The sequence below is a fragment of the Oceaniovalibus guishaninsula JLT2003 genome (assembly GCF_000299575.1).
GTDB classification, from domain to species: Bacteria; Pseudomonadota; Alphaproteobacteria; order Rhodobacterales; family Rhodobacteraceae; genus Palleronia; species Palleronia guishaninsula.
This window is the reverse complement of sequence record NZ_AMGO01000011.1, coordinates 1-16,488: the sequence shown is the minus strand read 5'-3', so window position 1 is coordinate 16,488 and position 16,488 is coordinate 1. Positions and strand designations below refer to the sequence as shown.

Annotated in this window: 15 protein-coding genes; 7 read left to right on the top strand and 8 right to left on the bottom strand. The window is 68.6% G+C overall.

What is annotated here, in order from left to right; genetic code table 11:
* Nucleotides 1–143 precede the first annotated feature (143 nt).
* From OCGS_RS03650 to OCGS_RS03635, 4 genes are all read left to right on the top strand, one after another.
* Nucleotides 144–1,517, top strand: coding sequence for a M20/M25/M40 family metallo-hydrolase (locus tag OCGS_RS03650; RefSeq protein WP_007425875.1), 1,374 nt, complete (start codon nucleotides 144–146; stop codon nucleotides 1,515–1,517).
* Nucleotides 1,514–2,452: a nucleoside hydrolase gene (locus OCGS_RS03645; RefSeq protein ID WP_007425874.1), complete on the top strand. Its 939-nt coding sequence runs from the start codon at nucleotides 1,514–1,516 to the stop codon at nucleotides 2,450–2,452. The genes OCGS_RS03650 and OCGS_RS03645 overlap by 4 nt, the downstream gene beginning before the upstream one ends.
* A gap of 66 nt (nucleotides 2,453–2,518) precedes the next feature.
* Entirely contained in the window at nucleotides 2,519–2,992 is a 474-nt protein-coding gene (locus OCGS_RS03640) for a HEPN domain-containing protein (protein ID WP_007425873.1), read from the top strand.
* A 23-nt stretch (nucleotides 2,993–3,015) separates the two neighbouring features.
* Nucleotides 3,016–4,389, top strand: coding sequence for a protein adenylyltransferase SelO (locus OCGS_RS03635; RefSeq protein ID WP_007425872.1), 1,374 nt, complete (start codon nucleotides 3,016–3,018; stop codon nucleotides 4,387–4,389).
* A 7-nt stretch (nucleotides 4,390–4,396) separates the two neighbouring features.
* Here the strand turns inward: OCGS_RS03635 and OCGS_RS03630 are convergent, their stop codons facing one another.
* Both OCGS_RS03630 and OCGS_RS03625 read right to left on the bottom strand, forming a co-directional pair.
* The gene (locus tag OCGS_RS03630; RefSeq protein ID WP_007425871.1) at nucleotides 4,397–4,942 is read right to left on the bottom strand and encodes a peptidylprolyl isomerase; all 546 of its coding nucleotides are present in this window, start codon (nucleotides 4,940–4,942) and stop codon (nucleotides 4,397–4,399) included.
* Entirely contained in the window at nucleotides 4,935–5,441 is a 507-nt protein-coding gene (locus OCGS_RS03625; protein WP_007425870.1) for a peptidylprolyl isomerase, read from the bottom strand. Before OCGS_RS03625 ends, OCGS_RS03630 begins: the two co-directional genes overlap by 8 nt.
* Nucleotides 5,442–5,563: 122 nt before the next feature.
* Between OCGS_RS03625 and OCGS_RS03620 the strand changes: the two genes are divergently transcribed.
* From OCGS_RS03620 to OCGS_RS03610, 3 genes are all read left to right on the top strand, one after another.
* Nucleotides 5,564–6,751, top strand: a complete 1,188-nt coding sequence (locus OCGS_RS03620; protein WP_040610498.1) for a phosphoglycerate kinase — start codon at nucleotides 5,564–5,566, stop codon at nucleotides 6,749–6,751.
* Nucleotides 6,752–6,813: 62 nt separating this feature from the next.
* Nucleotides 6,814–8,388 carry a hypothetical protein gene (locus tag OCGS_RS03615; RefSeq protein WP_007425868.1) on the top strand — a complete coding sequence of 525 codons (1,575 nt, stop codon included), beginning with the start codon at nucleotides 6,814–6,816 and terminating at the stop codon, nucleotides 8,386–8,388.
* A gap of 93 nt (nucleotides 8,389–8,481) precedes the next feature.
* Nucleotides 8,482–9,411, top strand: coding sequence for a class I fructose-bisphosphate aldolase (locus OCGS_RS03610; protein ID WP_007425867.1), 930 nt, complete (start codon nucleotides 8,482–8,484; stop codon nucleotides 9,409–9,411).
* A gap of 45 nt (nucleotides 9,412–9,456) precedes the next feature.
* Here OCGS_RS03610 and uvrA read toward each other — a convergent pair whose 3' ends face one another.
* From uvrA to queA, 6 genes are all read right to left on the bottom strand, one after another.
* Nucleotides 9,457–12,318, bottom strand: coding sequence for an excinuclease ABC subunit UvrA (gene uvrA / locus OCGS_RS03605; RefSeq protein ID WP_007425866.1), 2,862 nt, complete (start codon nucleotides 12,316–12,318; stop codon nucleotides 9,457–9,459).
* 81 nt (nucleotides 12,319–12,399) lie between these two features.
* Nucleotides 12,400–13,545: an MFS transporter gene (locus OCGS_RS03600; RefSeq protein WP_007425865.1), complete on the bottom strand. Its 1,146-nt coding sequence runs from the start codon at nucleotides 13,543–13,545 to the stop codon at nucleotides 12,400–12,402.
* A 22-nt stretch (nucleotides 13,546–13,567) separates the two neighbouring features.
* A complete protein-coding gene (locus OCGS_RS03595) occupies nucleotides 13,568–13,771 on the bottom strand; it encodes a hypothetical protein (protein ID WP_040610473.1) in 204 nt (67 codons plus the stop codon).
* 1 nt (nucleotide 13,772) lies between these two features.
* Nucleotides 13,773–14,348, bottom strand: a complete 576-nt coding sequence (locus tag OCGS_RS03590) for a DUF924 family protein (protein WP_007425863.1) — start codon at nucleotides 14,346–14,348, stop codon at nucleotides 13,773–13,775.
* A 58-nt stretch (nucleotides 14,349–14,406) separates the two neighbouring features.
* On the bottom strand, nucleotides 14,407–15,654 hold the full coding sequence (locus OCGS_RS03585) for an MFS transporter (RefSeq protein ID WP_007425862.1): 1,248 nt from the start codon (nucleotides 15,652–15,654) through the stop codon (nucleotides 14,407–14,409).
* A gap of 57 nt (nucleotides 15,655–15,711) precedes the next feature.
* Nucleotides 15,712–16,488: tRNA preQ1(34) S-adenosylmethionine ribosyltransferase-isomerase QueA (gene queA / locus OCGS_RS03580; RefSeq protein ID WP_040610472.1), on the bottom strand; the 777-nt coding region annotated here is incomplete at its 5' end.

Sequence of the window (16,488 nt, the reverse complement as noted above, 5' to 3'; positions counted from 1 at the left end):
GATAGCGCGAAACGGGCCAAAGTGACAGGTGCAATTGGCACTTTCATGGGCACCCCGTCTTTGATCTGGCGCAAACGCCCGGACGGCTGGACACCGCGCGGGGCGGCGATAAGGTTCGGCGCATCCCTGCCGGAGCCTTTTCCATGTCCCTCGACGCCGTCCTGTCCCGCATCGACGCGGATCTTGCGCAAGCTGCCGACCGGCTGCTGCGTTTCATCGCGATCCCGTCCGTGTCCACCGACCCCGCCCATGCCGCCGACTGCCGCGCGGCGGCGGACTGGCTGGCGGCCGAGCTGTCGGGGATGGGGCTGGACGCGTCGGTGCGCCCGACGGACGGGCATCCGATGGTCGTGGCGCATGGCGGCGGGACCGGCCGGCCGCTGCTGTTTTACGGCCATTACGACGTGCAGCCTGTCGATCCGCTGGACCTGTGGGACCGCGACCCGTTCGACGCGGCGATCGAGGAGACGCCGCAAGGCCGGGTCATCCGCGGACGGGGGGCCGCGGACGACAAGGGGCAGTTGATGACCTTCGTCGAAGCCTGCCGCGCCTGGAAGGCGGTGCACGGCACCCTGCCCGCCCGGCTGACGTTCCTGTTCGAGGGCGAGGAGGAATCGGGATCGCCGTCGCTGGTGCCGTTCCTGGAACGGAACGCGGACGAATTGCGCGCCGATCTGGCGCTGATCTGCGATACCGGCATGTTCGACCGCGACACGCCCGCCATCACCACGCAACTGCGCGGCATCCTGGGGCAGGAAGTGACGATCCACGCTGCCGACAAGGACCTGCATTCGGGGCAGTTCGGCGGGCTGGCGGCGAACCCGATCCGCGTTCTGGCGCGCATCGTCGCCGCCCTGCACGACGATCAGGGCCGCGTGACGGTGCCCGGTTTCTACGACGGCGTGACGGAATTGCCCGACGACATCCGCGCGCAATGGCAGGGGCTGGGTTTCGACGCGGCGGCGTTCCTGGGATCGGTCGGGCTGTCGCATCCCGCGGGCGAGACGGGCCGCGATCCGCTGGAGATGATCTGGTCGCGCCCGACCTGCGAGGTCAACGGCATCGCGGGCGGCTATGCGGGTGCGGGCTTCAAGACGGTGCTGCCCGCCCAGGCGCGCGCCAAGATCAGCTTTCGTCTGGTCGGCGATCAGGATCCGCAGGCAATCCGGGCGGCGTTCCGCGACATGGTGCGGGGCATGCTGCCGCCCGATTGCCGCGCGACCTTCGCCGATCACGGCGCGTCGCGGGCCAGCCGGATGCGCATCGACGACCCGGCATTCGAGGCCGCGCGCCGGGCGCTGAGCGACGAATGGCCGAACGACGCGGCGTTCGTGGGCGCAGGCGGATCCATCCCCATCGCGGGACATTTCAACGAATTGCTGGGGATGGATTCGATGTTGGTCGGGTTCGGGCGCGACGACGACCGCATCCATTCCCCGAACGAGAAATACGACATGGAGAGCTTTCACAAGGGCATGCGAAGCTGGGCGCGCATCCTTCAGGCAATCACGCGATGACGACGCGGATCGTCATCGACACCGATCCGGGGCAGGACGACGCGGTGGCGATCCTGCTGGCGCTCGCCTCGCCCGAGATCGAGGTTCTGGGGGTGACGGCGGTGGCGGGCAACGTGCCGCTGGCGCTGACGCAGAAAAACGCGCGGATCGTGTGCGAACTGGCCGGGCGGCCCGACATCGCCGTCTTCGCGGGGTGCGACCGGCCGATGCTGCGCCCGCTGGTCACGGCCGAGCATGTGCACGGGCGCACGGGGCTGGACGGGCCGGTGCTGCCCGATCCGGCGATGCCGTTGCAGGACATGCACGGCGTGGACTTCATCGTGCGGACGCTGCGCGCCGAGCCGGAGGGCAGCGTCACCCTGTGCGCGTTGGGGCCGCTGACCAATATCGCCATGGCACTGCGGATGGCGCCCGACATCGCCGGCCGCATCGCGCGCATCGTGCTGATGGGGGGCGCCTATTTCGAGGTGGGCAACATCACCCCCGCGGCCGAGTTCAACATCTTCGTCGATCCCGAAGCGGCGGCCGTGGTCTTCGGCTGCGGCGCGCCGATCACGGTCCTGCCGCTGGACGCGACGCACAAGGTGCTGGTGACGAAGGCGCGCAACGACGCGTTCCGCGCGCTGGGCACCCGCGCCGGCATCGCCGTGGCCGAGATGACCGACTTCTTCGAGCGCTTCGACAAGGCCAAATACGGCAGCGACGGCGCGCCGCTGCACGACCCCACGGTCATCGCCTGGCTGCTGGAGCCGGATCTGTTCGCCGGACGCCAGATCAACGTCGAGATCGAGACGCGGTCGGATCTGACGCTGGGCATGACGGTGGCCGACTGGTGGCAGATCACCGACCGTCCGCGCAACGCCCTGTTCGTCGGCGGCGTGGACGACGAACGGTTCTTCGCGCTGCTGTCCGAACGGCTGGCCCGCCTGCCTTAAATATGCCGCGTCAGGATGCGTTCTGGTGCGGTGAACGTCCATTCTCCACTCCCCTATCCGGGCAGCATGGCATCGTCCGCCGCGATCTTCGATCTTGCGGAGGCCTATCGGGCGTCCGCCCTGCTGTTGTTGCAGGGCAGCGCGCGCGGAAGGCCGCTGGCCCGGTTTCCCGCGCGCTACTGCGCGCTGCATGCGATCGAGCTATATCTTAACGCCTGGCTGCGGAGCTGCGGCCACGATCCTGGCGACATCCGGGCATGCCTGCACAATGTTGCGCGCATGTTCGACCTGGCGTCAGAAACGGGACTGGTCCTTCGCAAGAAGACCCGTGCGGATCTGCGCGCGATGACAGGGCGGCGCGACTATCTGCTTCTGCGCTACGACCCCGAAGCGTCCGTCCTTCCGGTGCATGTCAACCGCCTCATTGCGACAATGGAAGAAGTGCGCACAAAGGTCGCCCTGCGGATCGGGGCATTTCCGGACGATCTGCCGAAGGACGGCGCGCCCACTTGCTGCCCGGTTGCGCGCGACCCATGTTGAAAGGCGCCAGCGAAAGAAGTTCCATGCAGAACGCACCGATCACCGTCAGCCGCTATGCCGACCTGCCCGGCCGGATGTGGTCTCACACCGCGCCCACACCCGTCGCCGCGCCACGCCTTCTGGCTGCGAACGACGCGCTGGCGGCCGAGCTGGGGCTGCCGCCCGGCTGGCTGCGCGGGGACGAGGCGTTGCAGATCCTGGCGGGCAACCTTGTGCCCGAGGGCACGCTTCCCATCGCGCAGGCCTATGCGGGCCATCAGTTCGGCGGCTGGTCGCCGCAACTGGGCGACGGCCGCGCGGTGCTTCTGGGCGAGGCGGCGGGCCGCGACATCGTGCTGAAGGGCGCGGGCCGCACCCCGTGGAGCCGGGGTGGCGACGGACGCGCCTGGTTGGGCCCGGTGCTGCGCGAATATCTGGTCAGCGAGGCGATGCACGCGCTGGGCATCCCCACGACGCGCGCGCTGGCGGCGGTGGCGACCGGCGAAACGGTGCTGCGCGAACGGCCCCTGCCCGGCGCGGTGCTGACCCGCGTGGCGCGCAGCCATGTGCGCGTCGGCACCTATGAATATTTGGCATCGCGCAACGACACCGACGGGCTGGCGGCGCTGACCGATCACGTCATCGCGCGGCTTCATCCGCAGGCGGGCGATGCGTGGGGCCTGCTGGATGCGGTGATCGACGCGCAGGCGCGGCTGATCGCGGGATGGATGGGGCTGGGGTTCATCCACGGGGTGATGAACACCGACAACATGGCCGTCTCGGGCGAGACGATAGATTATGGGCCGTGCGCCTTCATGGACGCCTATCACCCCGATACGGTGTTTTCGTCCATCGACCGGTTCGGCCGCTATGCCTATGCCGCGCAGCCGACCGTCGCCGTGTGGAACCTGGCGCAGTTCGCATCGGCCCTGCTGCCGCTGATGGGCGGCGAGGCCGGGATCCCCCGCGCGACCGAGATGGTCAACAGCTTTCCCGCGCGGTTCGGGGACGCCTGGCTTGGGGTGTTTCGGGCCAAGCTGGGGCTGGTTACGCCCGATCCGGGCGATGCCGACCTGATCCAGACGCTGCTGGGCACGATGGCGGCGCAAGGCGCGGATTTCACGCTGACCTTCCGGGGGCTGACGGACGGAACGGCACGGGCCGGGTTCGCGGACCCTGCCCCGTTCGATGCCTGGGCCGCCCGCTGGTCCGACCGCCGCGAGGCCGATCCCGTCAACCCGGCGGTCATCCCGCGCAACCACCATGTCGAGGCAGCGATCGCCGCCGCGGTGGACGGCGATCTGTCCTTCTTCGACGCGTTGCTGGCCGCCGTGACGCGGCCGTTCCAGGACGATCCGGTCTTCGCCGCCCCGCCCCGGCCGGGCGAGGAGGTGACGGCGACCTTCTGCGGCACCTGAAGCGGCGTCAGTCGGTGACGGTCGCGCTTTCGATCATGTCGGGCTGGCCGATGACGGCGCCGTTCGCGCCTTCGCCGCGCTTGATCGCGTCCAGCACGTCCAGCCCGTCCGTCACCTTGCCGACGACGGTATACTGCCCGTCCAGATGCGGGGCATCGTCGAACATGATGAAGAACTGCGAATTGGCGCTGTCGGGATCGGACGAGCGGGCCATGCCGACCGTGCCGCGTTCGAACGGGCGATCGGAAAACTCGGCCGGCAGGTCGGGCAGGTCCGAACCGCCCGTGCCCGCAAGGCGCATGTCCTGACCCATGCGGCCGTATTGCACGTCGCCGGTCTGGGCCATGAACCCGTCGATCACGCGGTGAAAGACCACGCCGTCATAGGCGCCGCGTTCGGCCAGCGTGGTGATCCGCTCGACATGGGCGGGGGCGGCATCGTCGAAAAGCTCGATGGCGATGGTGCCGTCCGCCTCGCCCGCGATCTCGAGGTTCAGACCGACGGCGAAGGCGGGGGCGGCGACGAGGCTGAGCGCTGTGGCAAGCTTAAGCATCGGCGGCCACCTTGACGCTGAGCATGCGGTCGGGATCGGCGGGCGGTTCGCCCCGCGCGATCTTGTCCACATGCTCCATCCCGTCGATGACACGGCCATAGACGGTGTATTGACCGTTGAGGAAGTTGTTGTCGGCGAAGTTGATGAAGAACTGCGAATTGGCCGAATTGGGGCTGGACGAGCGCGCGGCGCCGATGGTGCCCCGGTCGTGCGGCAGCTTGCTGAACTCGGCCGGAAGGTCGGGATGGTCGGACCCGCCGGTGCCCGCGCTGCGGATGTTGAAGTCCTTCTCGGCATTGCCGTTCCGCACGTCGCCCGTCTGCGCCATGAAGCCGTCGATGACGCGGTGGAAGACCACGTTGTCGTAGGCGCCGGCGCGCGCAAGGGTCTTCATCCGCTCGACATGCTTGGGCGCGACATCGGGCAGAAGCTCGACCGTGACGGGGCCGTCCTTCAGCTCGATGATGATCGTGTTCTCGGGATCCTTGATCTCGGCCATGCGGCCCTCCTGTTTTCCGGGTCGCGGTCAACGTAGGCAGGGACGCGGCGAAGGAAAAGGCGAAACCTTGCGCAAGGGCCGGCCTTGGGCGATGAACGGCCCACCCGAGGATGGAGACGGCGATGGCCTGGAAAACGCTGGACGAGATGGACCTGAACGGCAAGACGGTGCTGGTCCGCGTCGATCTGAACGTGCCGGTCGAGGACGGGCGCGTCACCGACGCCACCCGGATCGAGCGGATCGTGCCCACTGTCGAGGCCATCCTGGATGCGGGCGGCGAGCCGGTGCTGCTGGCGCATTTCGGCCGGCCCAAGGGCAGGCGCGTGCCTGACATGTCGCTGCGCCAGATCGTGCCGGCGCTGGAACGGGCGCTGGAACGGTCCGTCGCCTTTGCCGAGGATTGCATCGGCGATGCCGCCCGCCAGGCGGTCGCGGCGATGGATGCGGGCGATGTGCTGCTGCTGGAAAACACCCGCTTTCACGAGGGCGAGGAAGCCAACGATCCGGCGTTCGCCCGCGACCTGGCCGCATTGGGCGACGTCTATTGCAACGACGCATTCTCGGCCGCGCATCGCGCGCATGGCTCGACCGAGGGTGTCGCGCGGCTGCTGCCGTCCTGCGCGGGGTTGCTGATGGCCGAGGAGCTTGCCGCGCTGGACCGTGCCTTGGGTCGGCCCGACCGGCCGGTGATGGCGGTCGTGGGCGGCGCCAAGGTATCGACCAAGCTGGACCTGCTGGGCAACCTGGTGCGCAAGGTCGATGTTCTGGTGATCGGCGGCGGCATGGCCAACACGTTTCTGGCCGCGCAGGGGCTGGATGTCGGGCGGTCGCTGGCCGAGCACGACATGGCGAAGACGGCCCGCGAGATCGTGATGAAGGCGGACGAGGCCGGTTGCCGCATCCTGCTGCCCGAGGACGTCGTCGTCGCGGCCGAGTTCCGCGCCAACGCCGAAAGCCGCACCCTGCCCGCCGATGCCTGCCCCGAGGATGCGATGATCCTAGATGCGGGACCGCAAAGCGTGGCGCGGATCCGCGAGGCGATGGGCGAATGCCGCACGCTGATCTGGAACGGCCCGCTCGGCGCGTTCGAGATCCCGCCCTTCGACGCGGCCACGAATGCCGCCGCCAAGGAAGCCGCGCGGCTGACGCGGGACGGACGGCTGGTATCGGTGGCGGGCGGCGGCGATACCGTCGCCGCGCTGAACAAGGCGGGCGTCGCGCAGGACTTCACCTATGTCTCGTCGGCGGGCGGCGCGTTTCTGGAATGGATGGAAGGCAAGACCTTGCCGGGCGTCGCGGCCTTGGGCTGAACGGACTTGCGCGCGCTGCGAGGGCCGCGTTTCATGGGCCGCCAATCCGAACGGAGCCCGTGATGAAACGCCTTGCCATCGCCACGATCCTGCTGCCGGGCACCCTGATCGCGCAGGAGGGTCCGTTGGGCTGGGCCGAACTGCTGGCGCCCGACCGCGTGGCGCAGCAATTGATCCAGACCGGCATCGTGGCGCTGCGCAGTCAGGTCGATCTGACCTATTCGGCCCTTGCCGTCGATCTGCGGGCTGGCACCGCGACGCTGACGGACGTGTCGCTGCGTCCGCCGCTGGATCATGCCGATGCCGAAGATTGCCGGATCGCGGCGGACCGGCTGGTGCTCCGCACGGGCGGCTTTGCGCGGCCCGACCGTCTGCGCGCGCGGATCGAGGCGGGCGGCGTGACGGTGCCGCTGACCTGCCTGCCGCCCCCTGCCCGCGTTCTGCCGGAGACGATGGACCTCGGCCCGCTTTTCGTGCCGCGGCTGGCGGTCGATCTGGATTACGACCTGCCATCGGCCAGCGCCGACGCGACGCTGTTCGCGCAGATCGACGGTGTGGCCGCGATCGAGGCGTCGGCCGATTTCGCCTATGTCTCGGTTCGGGATGGATCGGACGACCCCGAGGCCGAACCGGACCTGGTCGCCGATCTGTCCTCGGGCAGTATCCGTATCGAGAATCTGGGCGGCTGGGACATGGCGCGGCAATTCCTGCCGCCCGCCTTCGCCGACGACGCGACGGGCGCGGCGACACTGGGCGCGGTGCTGCGGCAGGGGCTGACAGAGCTGAACGCGGGCGCGCCGCTGAACGCCGCGCAACAGGATTTCGCCGACAGCGTAACCGCGATCTGGCCGCAATTCCTGGACGATCCCCGATCCATGGTCGTCGAGACGGGGTTCGATCCTGCTGAAAGCCGCCGTCTGGATTTCGCCGCCTATGAACGCGATCCGCGCCGCGCCTTCGACGATCTGGAACCCCTGGCCGACCTTGCGCCGCGACAGGCGCGCGCGGCAATTCCCGCCGATCTGCTGCGGCAGGCGCTGGGCGACGGGGCCGCGGCACTTTCGCCCGAGGACCGGCTGCGCGTCGGGCGCGCGCTGGCCACCGGCACCGGCGCGCCGCGCAACCTCGCCGCCGCAATCGCGCTGCTGTCGGGGCCCGAGGCCGGGACGGACGGCGAAACGGCGCTTCTGCTGGCCGAGGCACTGGCAAAGGAGGACGCCGCCGCCGCCTATCGCCGCGCGCTGGATGCCGGAACGCTGGGGGCCGATGGCGCCCCGACGCTGCTGGACCGGATCGAGGCGGATCTGTCCTTCGCCCGCATCCTCGACTTGCAGCGCGACGGGGCCGAACCGCCTGCCGCGCCCGAAACGCTGGCGCAAATCCGCGACGCCGCCGCCGATGCCCTCAGCGGGTCGGGCGCGCGCCGCGATTACGAGCGCGCGCTTTACTGGGCGACGCTGGGCGCGGCGGCGGGCGATGGCGAATCGCGCGGCCTGCTGGACGCCGTCGAGGCGCGGGCCGCGCGCGCGGACGAGGCGGGGCGCGCCGCCTGGGACGAGGCCAGGGCCCGCGCCGCACGCGACGCGCTGGATAACTGGCTGAGCCGGGATCTGCCGGCGCGGTTCGGCGCGCGATAGCAGTCGACATTCCGCGCGGCCGTTAGCGCCAAACCGATTGCGCCCAGGGCCGCCCATGCCTATCGCATTGGCGACATCTGACAGGAGATCGCCATGAAAGCCTCGACCACCGTCCGCAAGATCCTTGCCAATTACGAGGGCGAGACGCCCGGCGTGAAGGCCAGGCTTTGCCAGATGCTGATGACCGGGCGGCTGAAGGGCACCGGCAAGATGATCATCTTGCCCGTCGATCAGGGGTTCGAGCACGGACCGGCGCGCACCTTCGCCCCGAACCCGCCTGCCTACGATCCGCATTACCATTATCAGCTGGCCATCGACGCGGGGCTGAACGCCTATGCGGCCCCTCTGGGCATGCTGGAGGCGGGCGCGGACACGTTCGCAGGGCAGATCCCCACGATCCTCAAGGTGAACTCGGCCAATTCGCTGATGTCGGATACCGCGGGCAAGAACCAGGCGATCACCGGCACCGTCGAGGACGCGCTGCGGCTGGGTTGCGCGGCGATCGGCTTCACCATCTATCCCGGTTCGGACATGGCGCTCGACATGTTCGAGGAGATCGCCGAGATGCGGCGCGAGGCGGCCAGCCTGGGCCTGCCCACCGTCATCTGGTCCTACCCGCGCGGCGAGGCGATCAGCAAGGACGGCGAGACTGCGGTGGACATTGCCGCCTATGCCGCGCAGATCGCGGCGTTGCTGGGCGCGCATATCATCAAGATCAAGCTGTCCACCGACCATCTGGAGCTGAAGGAGGCCAGGAAGGTCTTCGAGGAGCAGCAGATCGACATTTCGACCCAGGCGGCGCGGGTGGCGGAATGCATGCGGTCGGCGTTCAACGGGCGGCGGATCGTCGTGTTCTCGGGCGGGGCCAAGAAGGGCGAGGATGCGGTCTATGACGATGCCCGCGCCATCCGCGACGGCGGCGGCAACGGGTCGATCATCGGGCGCAACAGCTTCCAGCGCGAACGGTCCGAGGCGATGGCGATGTTCGACCGGCTGGTGGCAATCTACAAGGGGCAGCAATAGCTTGGCCCCTGTCCGGCGCAGTCATGGGGCCGCGCCGGGCAACTCCTACTCCGCGGCCACCTTGCGCGGTTCGAGCATCGGACGAAGGTAGCGGCCGGTATGGCTGGCCTCGACCTGGGCGACCTGTTCGGGGGTGCCGGTCGCCACGACCCGGCCGCCGCCATCGCCGCCTTCGGGGCCGATGTCGATCAGCCAGTCCGCGGTCTTGATCACGTCGAGATTGTGTTCGATGACGATCATCGAATTGCCCGCCTCGACCAATTCATGCAACACTTCCAACAGCTTCTTCACGTCCTCGAAGTGCAGACCGGTCGTCGGCTCGTCCAGGATATAGAGCGTGCGGCCGGTGGAACGCTTGGCCAGTTCCTTGCTCAGCTTCACGCGCTGGGCCTCGCCGCCCGAAAGCGTCGTGGCTTGCTGGCCGACCTTGATGTAGCCAAGACCGACGCGCATCAGGGCGTCCATCTTTTCGCGGATGGACGGCACGGCCTTGAAGAATTCCTGCGCGTCCTCGACCGTCATGTCGAGAACGTCGGCTATGCTCTTGCCCTTGAAGCGGATTTCCAGCGTCTCGCGGTTATAGCGCTGGCCCTTGCAGGTTTCGCAGGTGACGTAAACGTCTGGAAGGAAATGCATTTCGATCTTGATGACGCCGTCGCCCTGGCAGGCTTCGCAGCGGCCGCCCTTGACGTTGAAGCTGAACCGGCCGGGCTTGTAGCCGCGCGCCTTGGCTTCGGGCAGGCCCGCGAACCAGTCGCGGATCGGGGTGAAGGCCCCGGTGTAAGTGGCTGGATTCGAACGTGGAGTTCGGCCGATGGGGCGCTGGTCGATGTCGATGACCTTGTCGAGATGTTCCAGCCCCTTGATCGTCTCGCACGGCGCGGGGGTCTGGCGCGCGCCGTTGAGGCGCATGGAGGCGGTCTTGAACAGCGTCTCGATGGTCAAGGTGGATTTGCCGCCACCGCTAACCCCCGTCACGCAAACGAATTTTCGCAGGGGGAAATCGACGGTGACGTTTTGCAGGTTGTTGCCGGTGGCGTTGACGACCTTCACCGACTTCTTATTGCCCTTGCGGCGCGTCGCGGGCACCGGGATGCCGCGGCGGCCGGCGAGATAATCGCCGGTCAGGCTGTGAGAATCCTGTAGGATTTCCGTCGGAGTTCCGTGCGCCACGACGCGGCCCCCGTGGACGCCCGCGCCGGGGCCGATGTCGAAGACATAATCGGCCTCTCGGATCGCCTCCTCGTCGTGCTCGACCACGATCACGGTGTTGCCCGCGTCGCGCAGGTTCTTGAGCGTCGTCAGCAGCCGGTCGTTGTCACGCTGGTGCAGGCCGATGCTGGGTTCGTCCAGAACATAGAGCACCCCCGTCAGACCCGACCCGATCTGGCTGGCCAGGCGGATGCGCTGCGATTCCCCGCCCGAGAGCGTTCCGGCGTTGCGCGCAAGCGTCAGGTATTCCAGCCCGACATTGTTCAGAAAGCCCAGCCGCTCGCGGATCTCCTTCAGGATGGCGCGGGCGATCTCGTTCTTCTGCACGGTCAGGGTTTCGGGGACGGCCTTGCACCAGGCGGCGGCCTCGCGAATGGACATCTGCACCACCTGCCCGACATGCAGGCCCGCTATCCTGACGGCCAGCGCCTCGGGGCGGAGGCGGAAGCCGTTGCAGGCGCCGCAGGGGCGGTTGTTTTGATAGCGCTCGAATTCCTCGCGGATCCAGGCGCTGTCGGTTTCGCGATAGCGGCGTTCCATGTTGGGGATCACGCCCTCGAACGGGCGGCTGACCTGATAGACGCGCCCGCCCTCGTCATAGCGGAAGGCGATTTCTTCCTTCCCCGATCCGTACAGGAAGACGCGTTGCACGTCTTCGGGCAGATCCTTCCATTTGGCGGATTGGGGAAACTTGTAGTGCTTGGCGATCGCCTCGATCGTTTGCAGGAAATAGGGGGACTTGCCCTTGCGCCACGGCGCCAGCGCACCGTCCGAGATCTTCAGGTTCATGTCGGGCACGACCAGCCGTTCGTCGAAGAACAGCTCGACCCCCAGACCGTCGCAGACCGGACAGGCCCCGAACGGCGCGTTGAAGCTGAAAAGCCGCGGCTCGATCTCGGGGATGGTGAAGCCGCTGACCGGGCACGCGAACTTTTCGCTGAAGGTGAAACGCTCGGGCTCCTGCCCTTCGGGAACGGCGGTTTCGAGGATGGCGATGCCGTCGGCCAGGTCGAGCGCGGTGCGGAAGCTGTCGGCCAGCCGCGTTTCCAGCCCCTCGCGCACGACCAGACGGTCCACCACCACGTCGATGTCGTGGCGTAACTTCTTGTCGAGCGTCGGCGCGTCGTCCAGTTCGTGAAACTGCCCGTCCACCTTGACGCGCTGGAAGCCCTGTTTGCGAAGCTCCAGAAACTCCTTGCGGTATTCGCCCTTGCGGTCGCGGACGATGGGCGCCAGCAGATAGCCGCGCGTGTCTTCGGGCATGGCCATCACCCTGTCCACCATGTCCTGCACCTGCTGCGCCTCGATGGGCAGGCCGGTGGCGGGCGAATAGGGCGTGCCGACGCGCGCGAACAAAAGGCGCATGTAGTCGTAGATCTCCGTCACCGTGCCGACGGTCGAGCGGGGATTCTTGCTGGTCGTCTTCTGTTCGATGCTGATGGCGGGCGACAGGCCGCTGATATGGTCGACATCGGGTTTCTGCATCATGTCGAGGAACTGGCGCGCATAGGCCGACAGCGATTCGACATAGCGGCGCTGGCCCTCGGCATAGATCGTGTCGAAGGCCAGGCTGGACTTGCCCGACCCCGACAGCCCGGTGATGACCACCAGCTTGTCGCGCGGGATATCGACGTCGATATTCTTGAGGTTATGCTCGCGCGCGCCGCGCACCTCGATGTTCTTCAGCTCGGCCATAAGCCACCCCTTAACCAATGCGCGTTACATAGCGGCAGGAGGCGCAATCTCCAATGGCGAACGGGAACGGATGAGGAACGATCACGCGAGACGTGACCGGGTGCGTTGCGTCGCGCGGCGCAGCAGCAGCACGGTGGCCAATCCGGCCACGGCAAGGGCGGCCAGACCGGCGCAGGCTGCGGGAAAACCGCCCAGGGACAGCAGCAGCGCGAAGAACGGCGTGCCGAATGTCGTGCCGGCATTGCCCATCTGCGCGATGCCGCCCGTGGCCAGCGCGCGGTCGGACGCGGTGGCGTTCAGATACGGGATCAGCGCGAAGGCGCCGCCCGGCACCAGCCCCATCGCGGCGAAGAGCGGCCAGATCGCGGCGTCGATCCCCGACCAGAGCGCCAGCGCCAGCAGGGCCGTGCCCGCGAACCCCGCCGCCATCACCAGATCGGGCGCGATGCGGCGCGCGATCCAGCCCGCGCCGAACGTCCCCGCCAGGCTGAGGATCGGCAGCGACGCGGCCAGGCCCGGACGCCCCAGAAGCCCCGGCACGAAGGTGATGAGCGCCACGAACATCAGCGTATAGAAGACGAACCCCAGCCCCGGCGCGCCCAGATGCGCGGTGCCATAGATCGCGCGGTGCATGCGGACCGGGTCGAAGTGCAGCGCCGCGCGCCGCTGGCGGGGCAGCATCGGCGCAAGGATCGCCGCGATGGCCAGCAGCCCCACGCCGTGCAGCACGAACATCAGCCGCAGGCCGCCGGCGGACAGGACCGGAGGCAGCAGCAGCGCCGTCAGACCGAAGGACACGCCGAAGAAGGTGGCCCAGATCGCCATCGCCACGGGCCGGTCCCGGTCGCCCGCCGCGCCGGCCATCAGCGTCGGGCCGGCGATGACCAGACCCAGATGCGACGCGCCCTCGGCGACGCGCAGGGCGGTCATCCAGCCGATGGCGGGCAGCGCGGCTTCGGCCAGGGACAGCGCGCCGCCGAGGACGAGGCAGCCCAGCAACACCCGCCGCGCGCCCAAAGCCGCGACGAACGACCCCGCGACGACGCCGAAGGCGATGCCCACCAGCCCGACGATGGACACCAGATGCGCCAGCGATTCGGGCGCGCGTTCGTAGGCGCGGCCGAGTTCGGCCAGCGACAGCGACACCTTGCTGAACTGCGCGGCGGCCAGCAGGCCCGCGACGAACAGCATCGCCACCAGCGGCCAGTCGGTGCGATCGCGGGTCACTGGCGGGATGCGGGGCGGACCCTCAGCGCGCGCGCCGCGCCATCCAGGCGACCACCAGACCGCCCGCGCCGATCAGCATCAGGAAATAGCCGACCGGGATCACCCATTGGGGATAGACGCCGGGCGTGTCGATGTCGGCGGCGACGCTGGTGCTGAGGAACGGATAGATCACCACGATCGCCAGTCCCACCAGCAGCACCGCCGTCCATGTCCACATGCTTTTCATTTCAACCCTCCTGCAAGCGGCGCACGACGCCGCCATATCCGCCCTGGTCGAGGAACGCGGCTTCGGCGGCGGTGGTTGCACGGCCCAGATCCGCGTTGCGGTGCGGGAAGCGGCCGAAGCGGCGGATCACCTCGCGATGGGCGCGGGCATGCAGCAGGTTCTGCGCGCCGGTCCGCGGCATCCGCAGCAGAATGAGGCGCACGCCGCGTTCCTGGTCCTGAAGGCTTTCGGCGTGCATCAGCGGCAGATAGAAGAACTGCCGTCCGGGCTCGGGCACGGCCATGTCCCAGCCCAGCCGCAGCGCCAGCTTGGCGATGGCGCGCGCCCAGCGGTCGGCGGCATAGGCGCGCCCGTCGCCGCGATGGACGTTGCGGGAAAACTGGTCCGCGACGACCAGATAGGCCAGCGCCGTGCGGGGGGTCGTCGCCCAGTCGCAATGCCCGCCATCGGCGGCCCGGTCCACCAGCGCGCCGAAGCCGTCGCGGATGGTGGCGTCGAGGGCGTCGTCGGCGACATACCAGCCGTCCGGTCCGACCTCGTCCAGCCAGAAGCGCAGCACATCGTCGGGACGGGGCATGATCCATCTCCTCGCATTCGGGGACAGCTTGCGCCGCGCGCCGCGCGAGGGCAAGCCTTCAAGCCCCGGCGTTTTCGGTCTTTTCCTGCGCCCATTCCTGCGCGGCCTCGGTCGCGACGGCGGTGCTGGCGGGGGTCATGGCGACGAAGGCGGTGGTTTCGTCGGCGGTCGGCCGGCGGGTCATCCGCCAGCCGGCATAGGCGGCCAGGCACCCCATCATCAGCCCCAGAAACGCCCAGAATCCGGGCGGGCCCAGCCATTCCAGCAGAACGCCGATGATCAGCGGCCCGGCAATGGCGCCGATGCCGTTGATGAAGATCAGCCCGCCCGACGCGCCGGCCATGTCCTCGTTCGCCAGATAGTCGTTGGTATGCGCGATGAGCAGCGAGTAGATCGGGTTGGTCATGCCGCCCAGCACGAATCCCGCCGCCATCAGCAGGGTCAGCGACGGTTCGGGCACCAGCGCGGCCAGCACCGACACCGCCAGCGCCGCGACCGACGCGGCCAGGACCAGCTTGCGGCGGTCCAGCCGGTCCGACATCCAGCCGATGGGATACTGGAACAGCAGCCCGCCCGCATAGATCGCGCCGACGAAAAGCGCGATCTCGGCCACCGAAAGCCCCAGAAGCGCGCCATAGACCGACGCCATGCCGAACTGCGCCGAATAGACGCCGCCCGTCAGCAGCATCCCCATGCAGCCCAGCGGCGACGAGCGGAACAGCCGCCGCAGGCTCATCGGTTTGGCGGCGGCGAAGGGGGGCGTGGGGGCGACCGACAGAAGGATCGGCGCGAAGGACAGCGACACCAGCACCGAGGGGATGACGAACAGCACGAAGCCCGACGGATCGCCCGTCACCAGCAGCGCCTGCGCGGCGATGATGCCCAGCATCTGCACGATCATGTAGACCGACAGGGCCTGCCCGCGCGTTTCGTTCGTGGCGGCGTTGTTCAGCCACGATTCCGCCGTGACGTAGACGCCGGAAAAGCAGAACCCGATCAGCACCCGCAGCAGCGTCCAGGCCAGGGGGTCGGTGATCGACGGATAGAGGATCAGCACCGCCGAGATGAAGCTGGCCAGCGCGGCGAAGACGCGGATATGGCCGACGCGGCGGATCATTTCGGGCGCCAGGCGCGATCCGCCCAGAAAGCCCACGAAATAGGCCGACATGATGACCGACATCTCGCCGGTCGAGAATCCCTCGATCGCGCCGCGCACGCCCAGAAGCGTGCCCTGCATGCCGTTCCCGACCATCAGGAACCCCATGCCCAGAAACAGCGCCCATCCGCCGGTCAGCACCTTGAACATCGCCGTCTCCTTTGCCGCGCCCGTACCGGGTGCGGGGGCGCGGCGCAATCGCGCAATTCAGCCGCGCGCGCCGTCGGCGTCGGGCAGCAGCAGCGACGCGTCGCCATAGCTGAAGAACCGATACTCGCGCGCGACGGCATGGGCATAGACGCGGCGCATCCGATCCACCCCCATCAGCGCCGAGACCAGCATCATCAGCGTGGATTTCGGCAGGTGGAAATTGGTCATCAGCCCGTCGACGACGCGAAAGACATGGCCGGGGCGGATGAAGATGTCGGTCTGGCCGCGAAAGGGCGCGATGGCCCCCCGCGCCGCGGCGCTTTCGATCAGGCGCAGCGCGGTGGTGCCGACCGGGATCACGCGACCGCCCGAAGCGCGGGTCGCGGCGATCCGGGCGGCGGCATCCGCCGTCACCTCGCCCCATTCGGCGTGCATGCGGTGCTGGCTGACATCGTCCACCTTCACGGGCAGGAACGTGCCCGCGCCGACATGCAGCGTCACATGCGTCAGATCCACGCCGCGCGCGCGCACGGCGGCCAGCAGCGCGTCATCGAAATGCAGCGAGGCGGTGGGCGCGGCGACGGCGCCCGCGCGGGCGGCCCAGATCGTCTGGTAATCGGTGCGGTCCTGCGCGTCGGCGGCGCGTTTCGAGGCGATGTAGGGCGGCAGCGGCATCGCGCCCGCCGCATCCAGCGCGGCGTCGAAATCGTCGCCCGCCAGGTTGAAGCGCAGCAGCGCCGCCCCCTCGCCCCGCCCCTCGACCGTGGCCGACAGGTCGGGCGAGAAGACCACGGTTTCGCCGTCGCGCAGCTTGCGCAGGGGCTTGACCAGCGC

What these genes read in the sequence shown, in the direction of transcription:
- OCGS_RS03590 (WP_007425863.1), bottom strand. Translation starts at nt 14,348, where the DNA reads ATGCCCCGTCCCGACGATGTGCTGCGCTTCTGGCTGGACGAGGTCGGA.
- OCGS_RS03650 (WP_007425875.1), top strand. Translation starts at nt 144, where the DNA reads ATGTCCCTCGACGCCGTCCTGTCCCGCATCGACGCGGATCTTGCGCAA.
- OCGS_RS03640 (WP_007425873.1), top strand. Translation starts at nt 2,519, where the DNA reads ATGGCATCGTCCGCCGCGATCTTCGATCTTGCGGAGGCCTATCGGGCG.
- uvrA (WP_007425866.1), bottom strand. Translation starts at nt 12,318, where the DNA reads ATGGCCGAGCTGAAGAACATCGAGGTGCGCGGCGCGCGCGAGCATAAC.
- OCGS_RS03645 (WP_007425874.1), top strand. Translation starts at nt 1,514, where the DNA reads ATGACGACGCGGATCGTCATCGACACCGATCCGGGGCAGGACGACGCG.
- OCGS_RS03630 (WP_007425871.1), bottom strand. Translation starts at nt 4,942, where the DNA reads ATGCTTAAGCTTGCCACAGCGCTCAGCCTCGTCGCCGCCCCCGCCTTC.
- OCGS_RS03595 (WP_040610473.1), bottom strand. Translation starts at nt 13,771, where the DNA reads ATGAAAAGCATGTGGACATGGACGGCGGTGCTGCTGGTGGGACTGGCG.
- OCGS_RS03610 (WP_007425867.1), top strand. Translation starts at nt 8,482, where the DNA reads ATGAAAGCCTCGACCACCGTCCGCAAGATCCTTGCCAATTACGAGGGC.
- OCGS_RS03585 (WP_007425862.1), bottom strand. Translation starts at nt 15,654, where the DNA reads ATGTTCAAGGTGCTGACCGGCGGATGGGCGCTGTTTCTGGGCATGGGG.
- OCGS_RS03625 (WP_007425870.1), bottom strand. Translation starts at nt 5,441, where the DNA reads ATGGCCGAGATCAAGGATCCCGAGAACACGATCATCATCGAGCTGAAG.
- OCGS_RS03615 (WP_007425868.1), top strand. Translation starts at nt 6,814, where the DNA reads ATGAAACGCCTTGCCATCGCCACGATCCTGCTGCCGGGCACCCTGATC.
- OCGS_RS03620 (WP_040610498.1), top strand. Translation starts at nt 5,564, where the DNA reads ATGGCCTGGAAAACGCTGGACGAGATGGACCTGAACGGCAAGACGGTG.
- OCGS_RS03635 (WP_007425872.1), top strand. Translation starts at nt 3,016, where the DNA reads ATGCAGAACGCACCGATCACCGTCAGCCGCTATGCCGACCTGCCCGGC.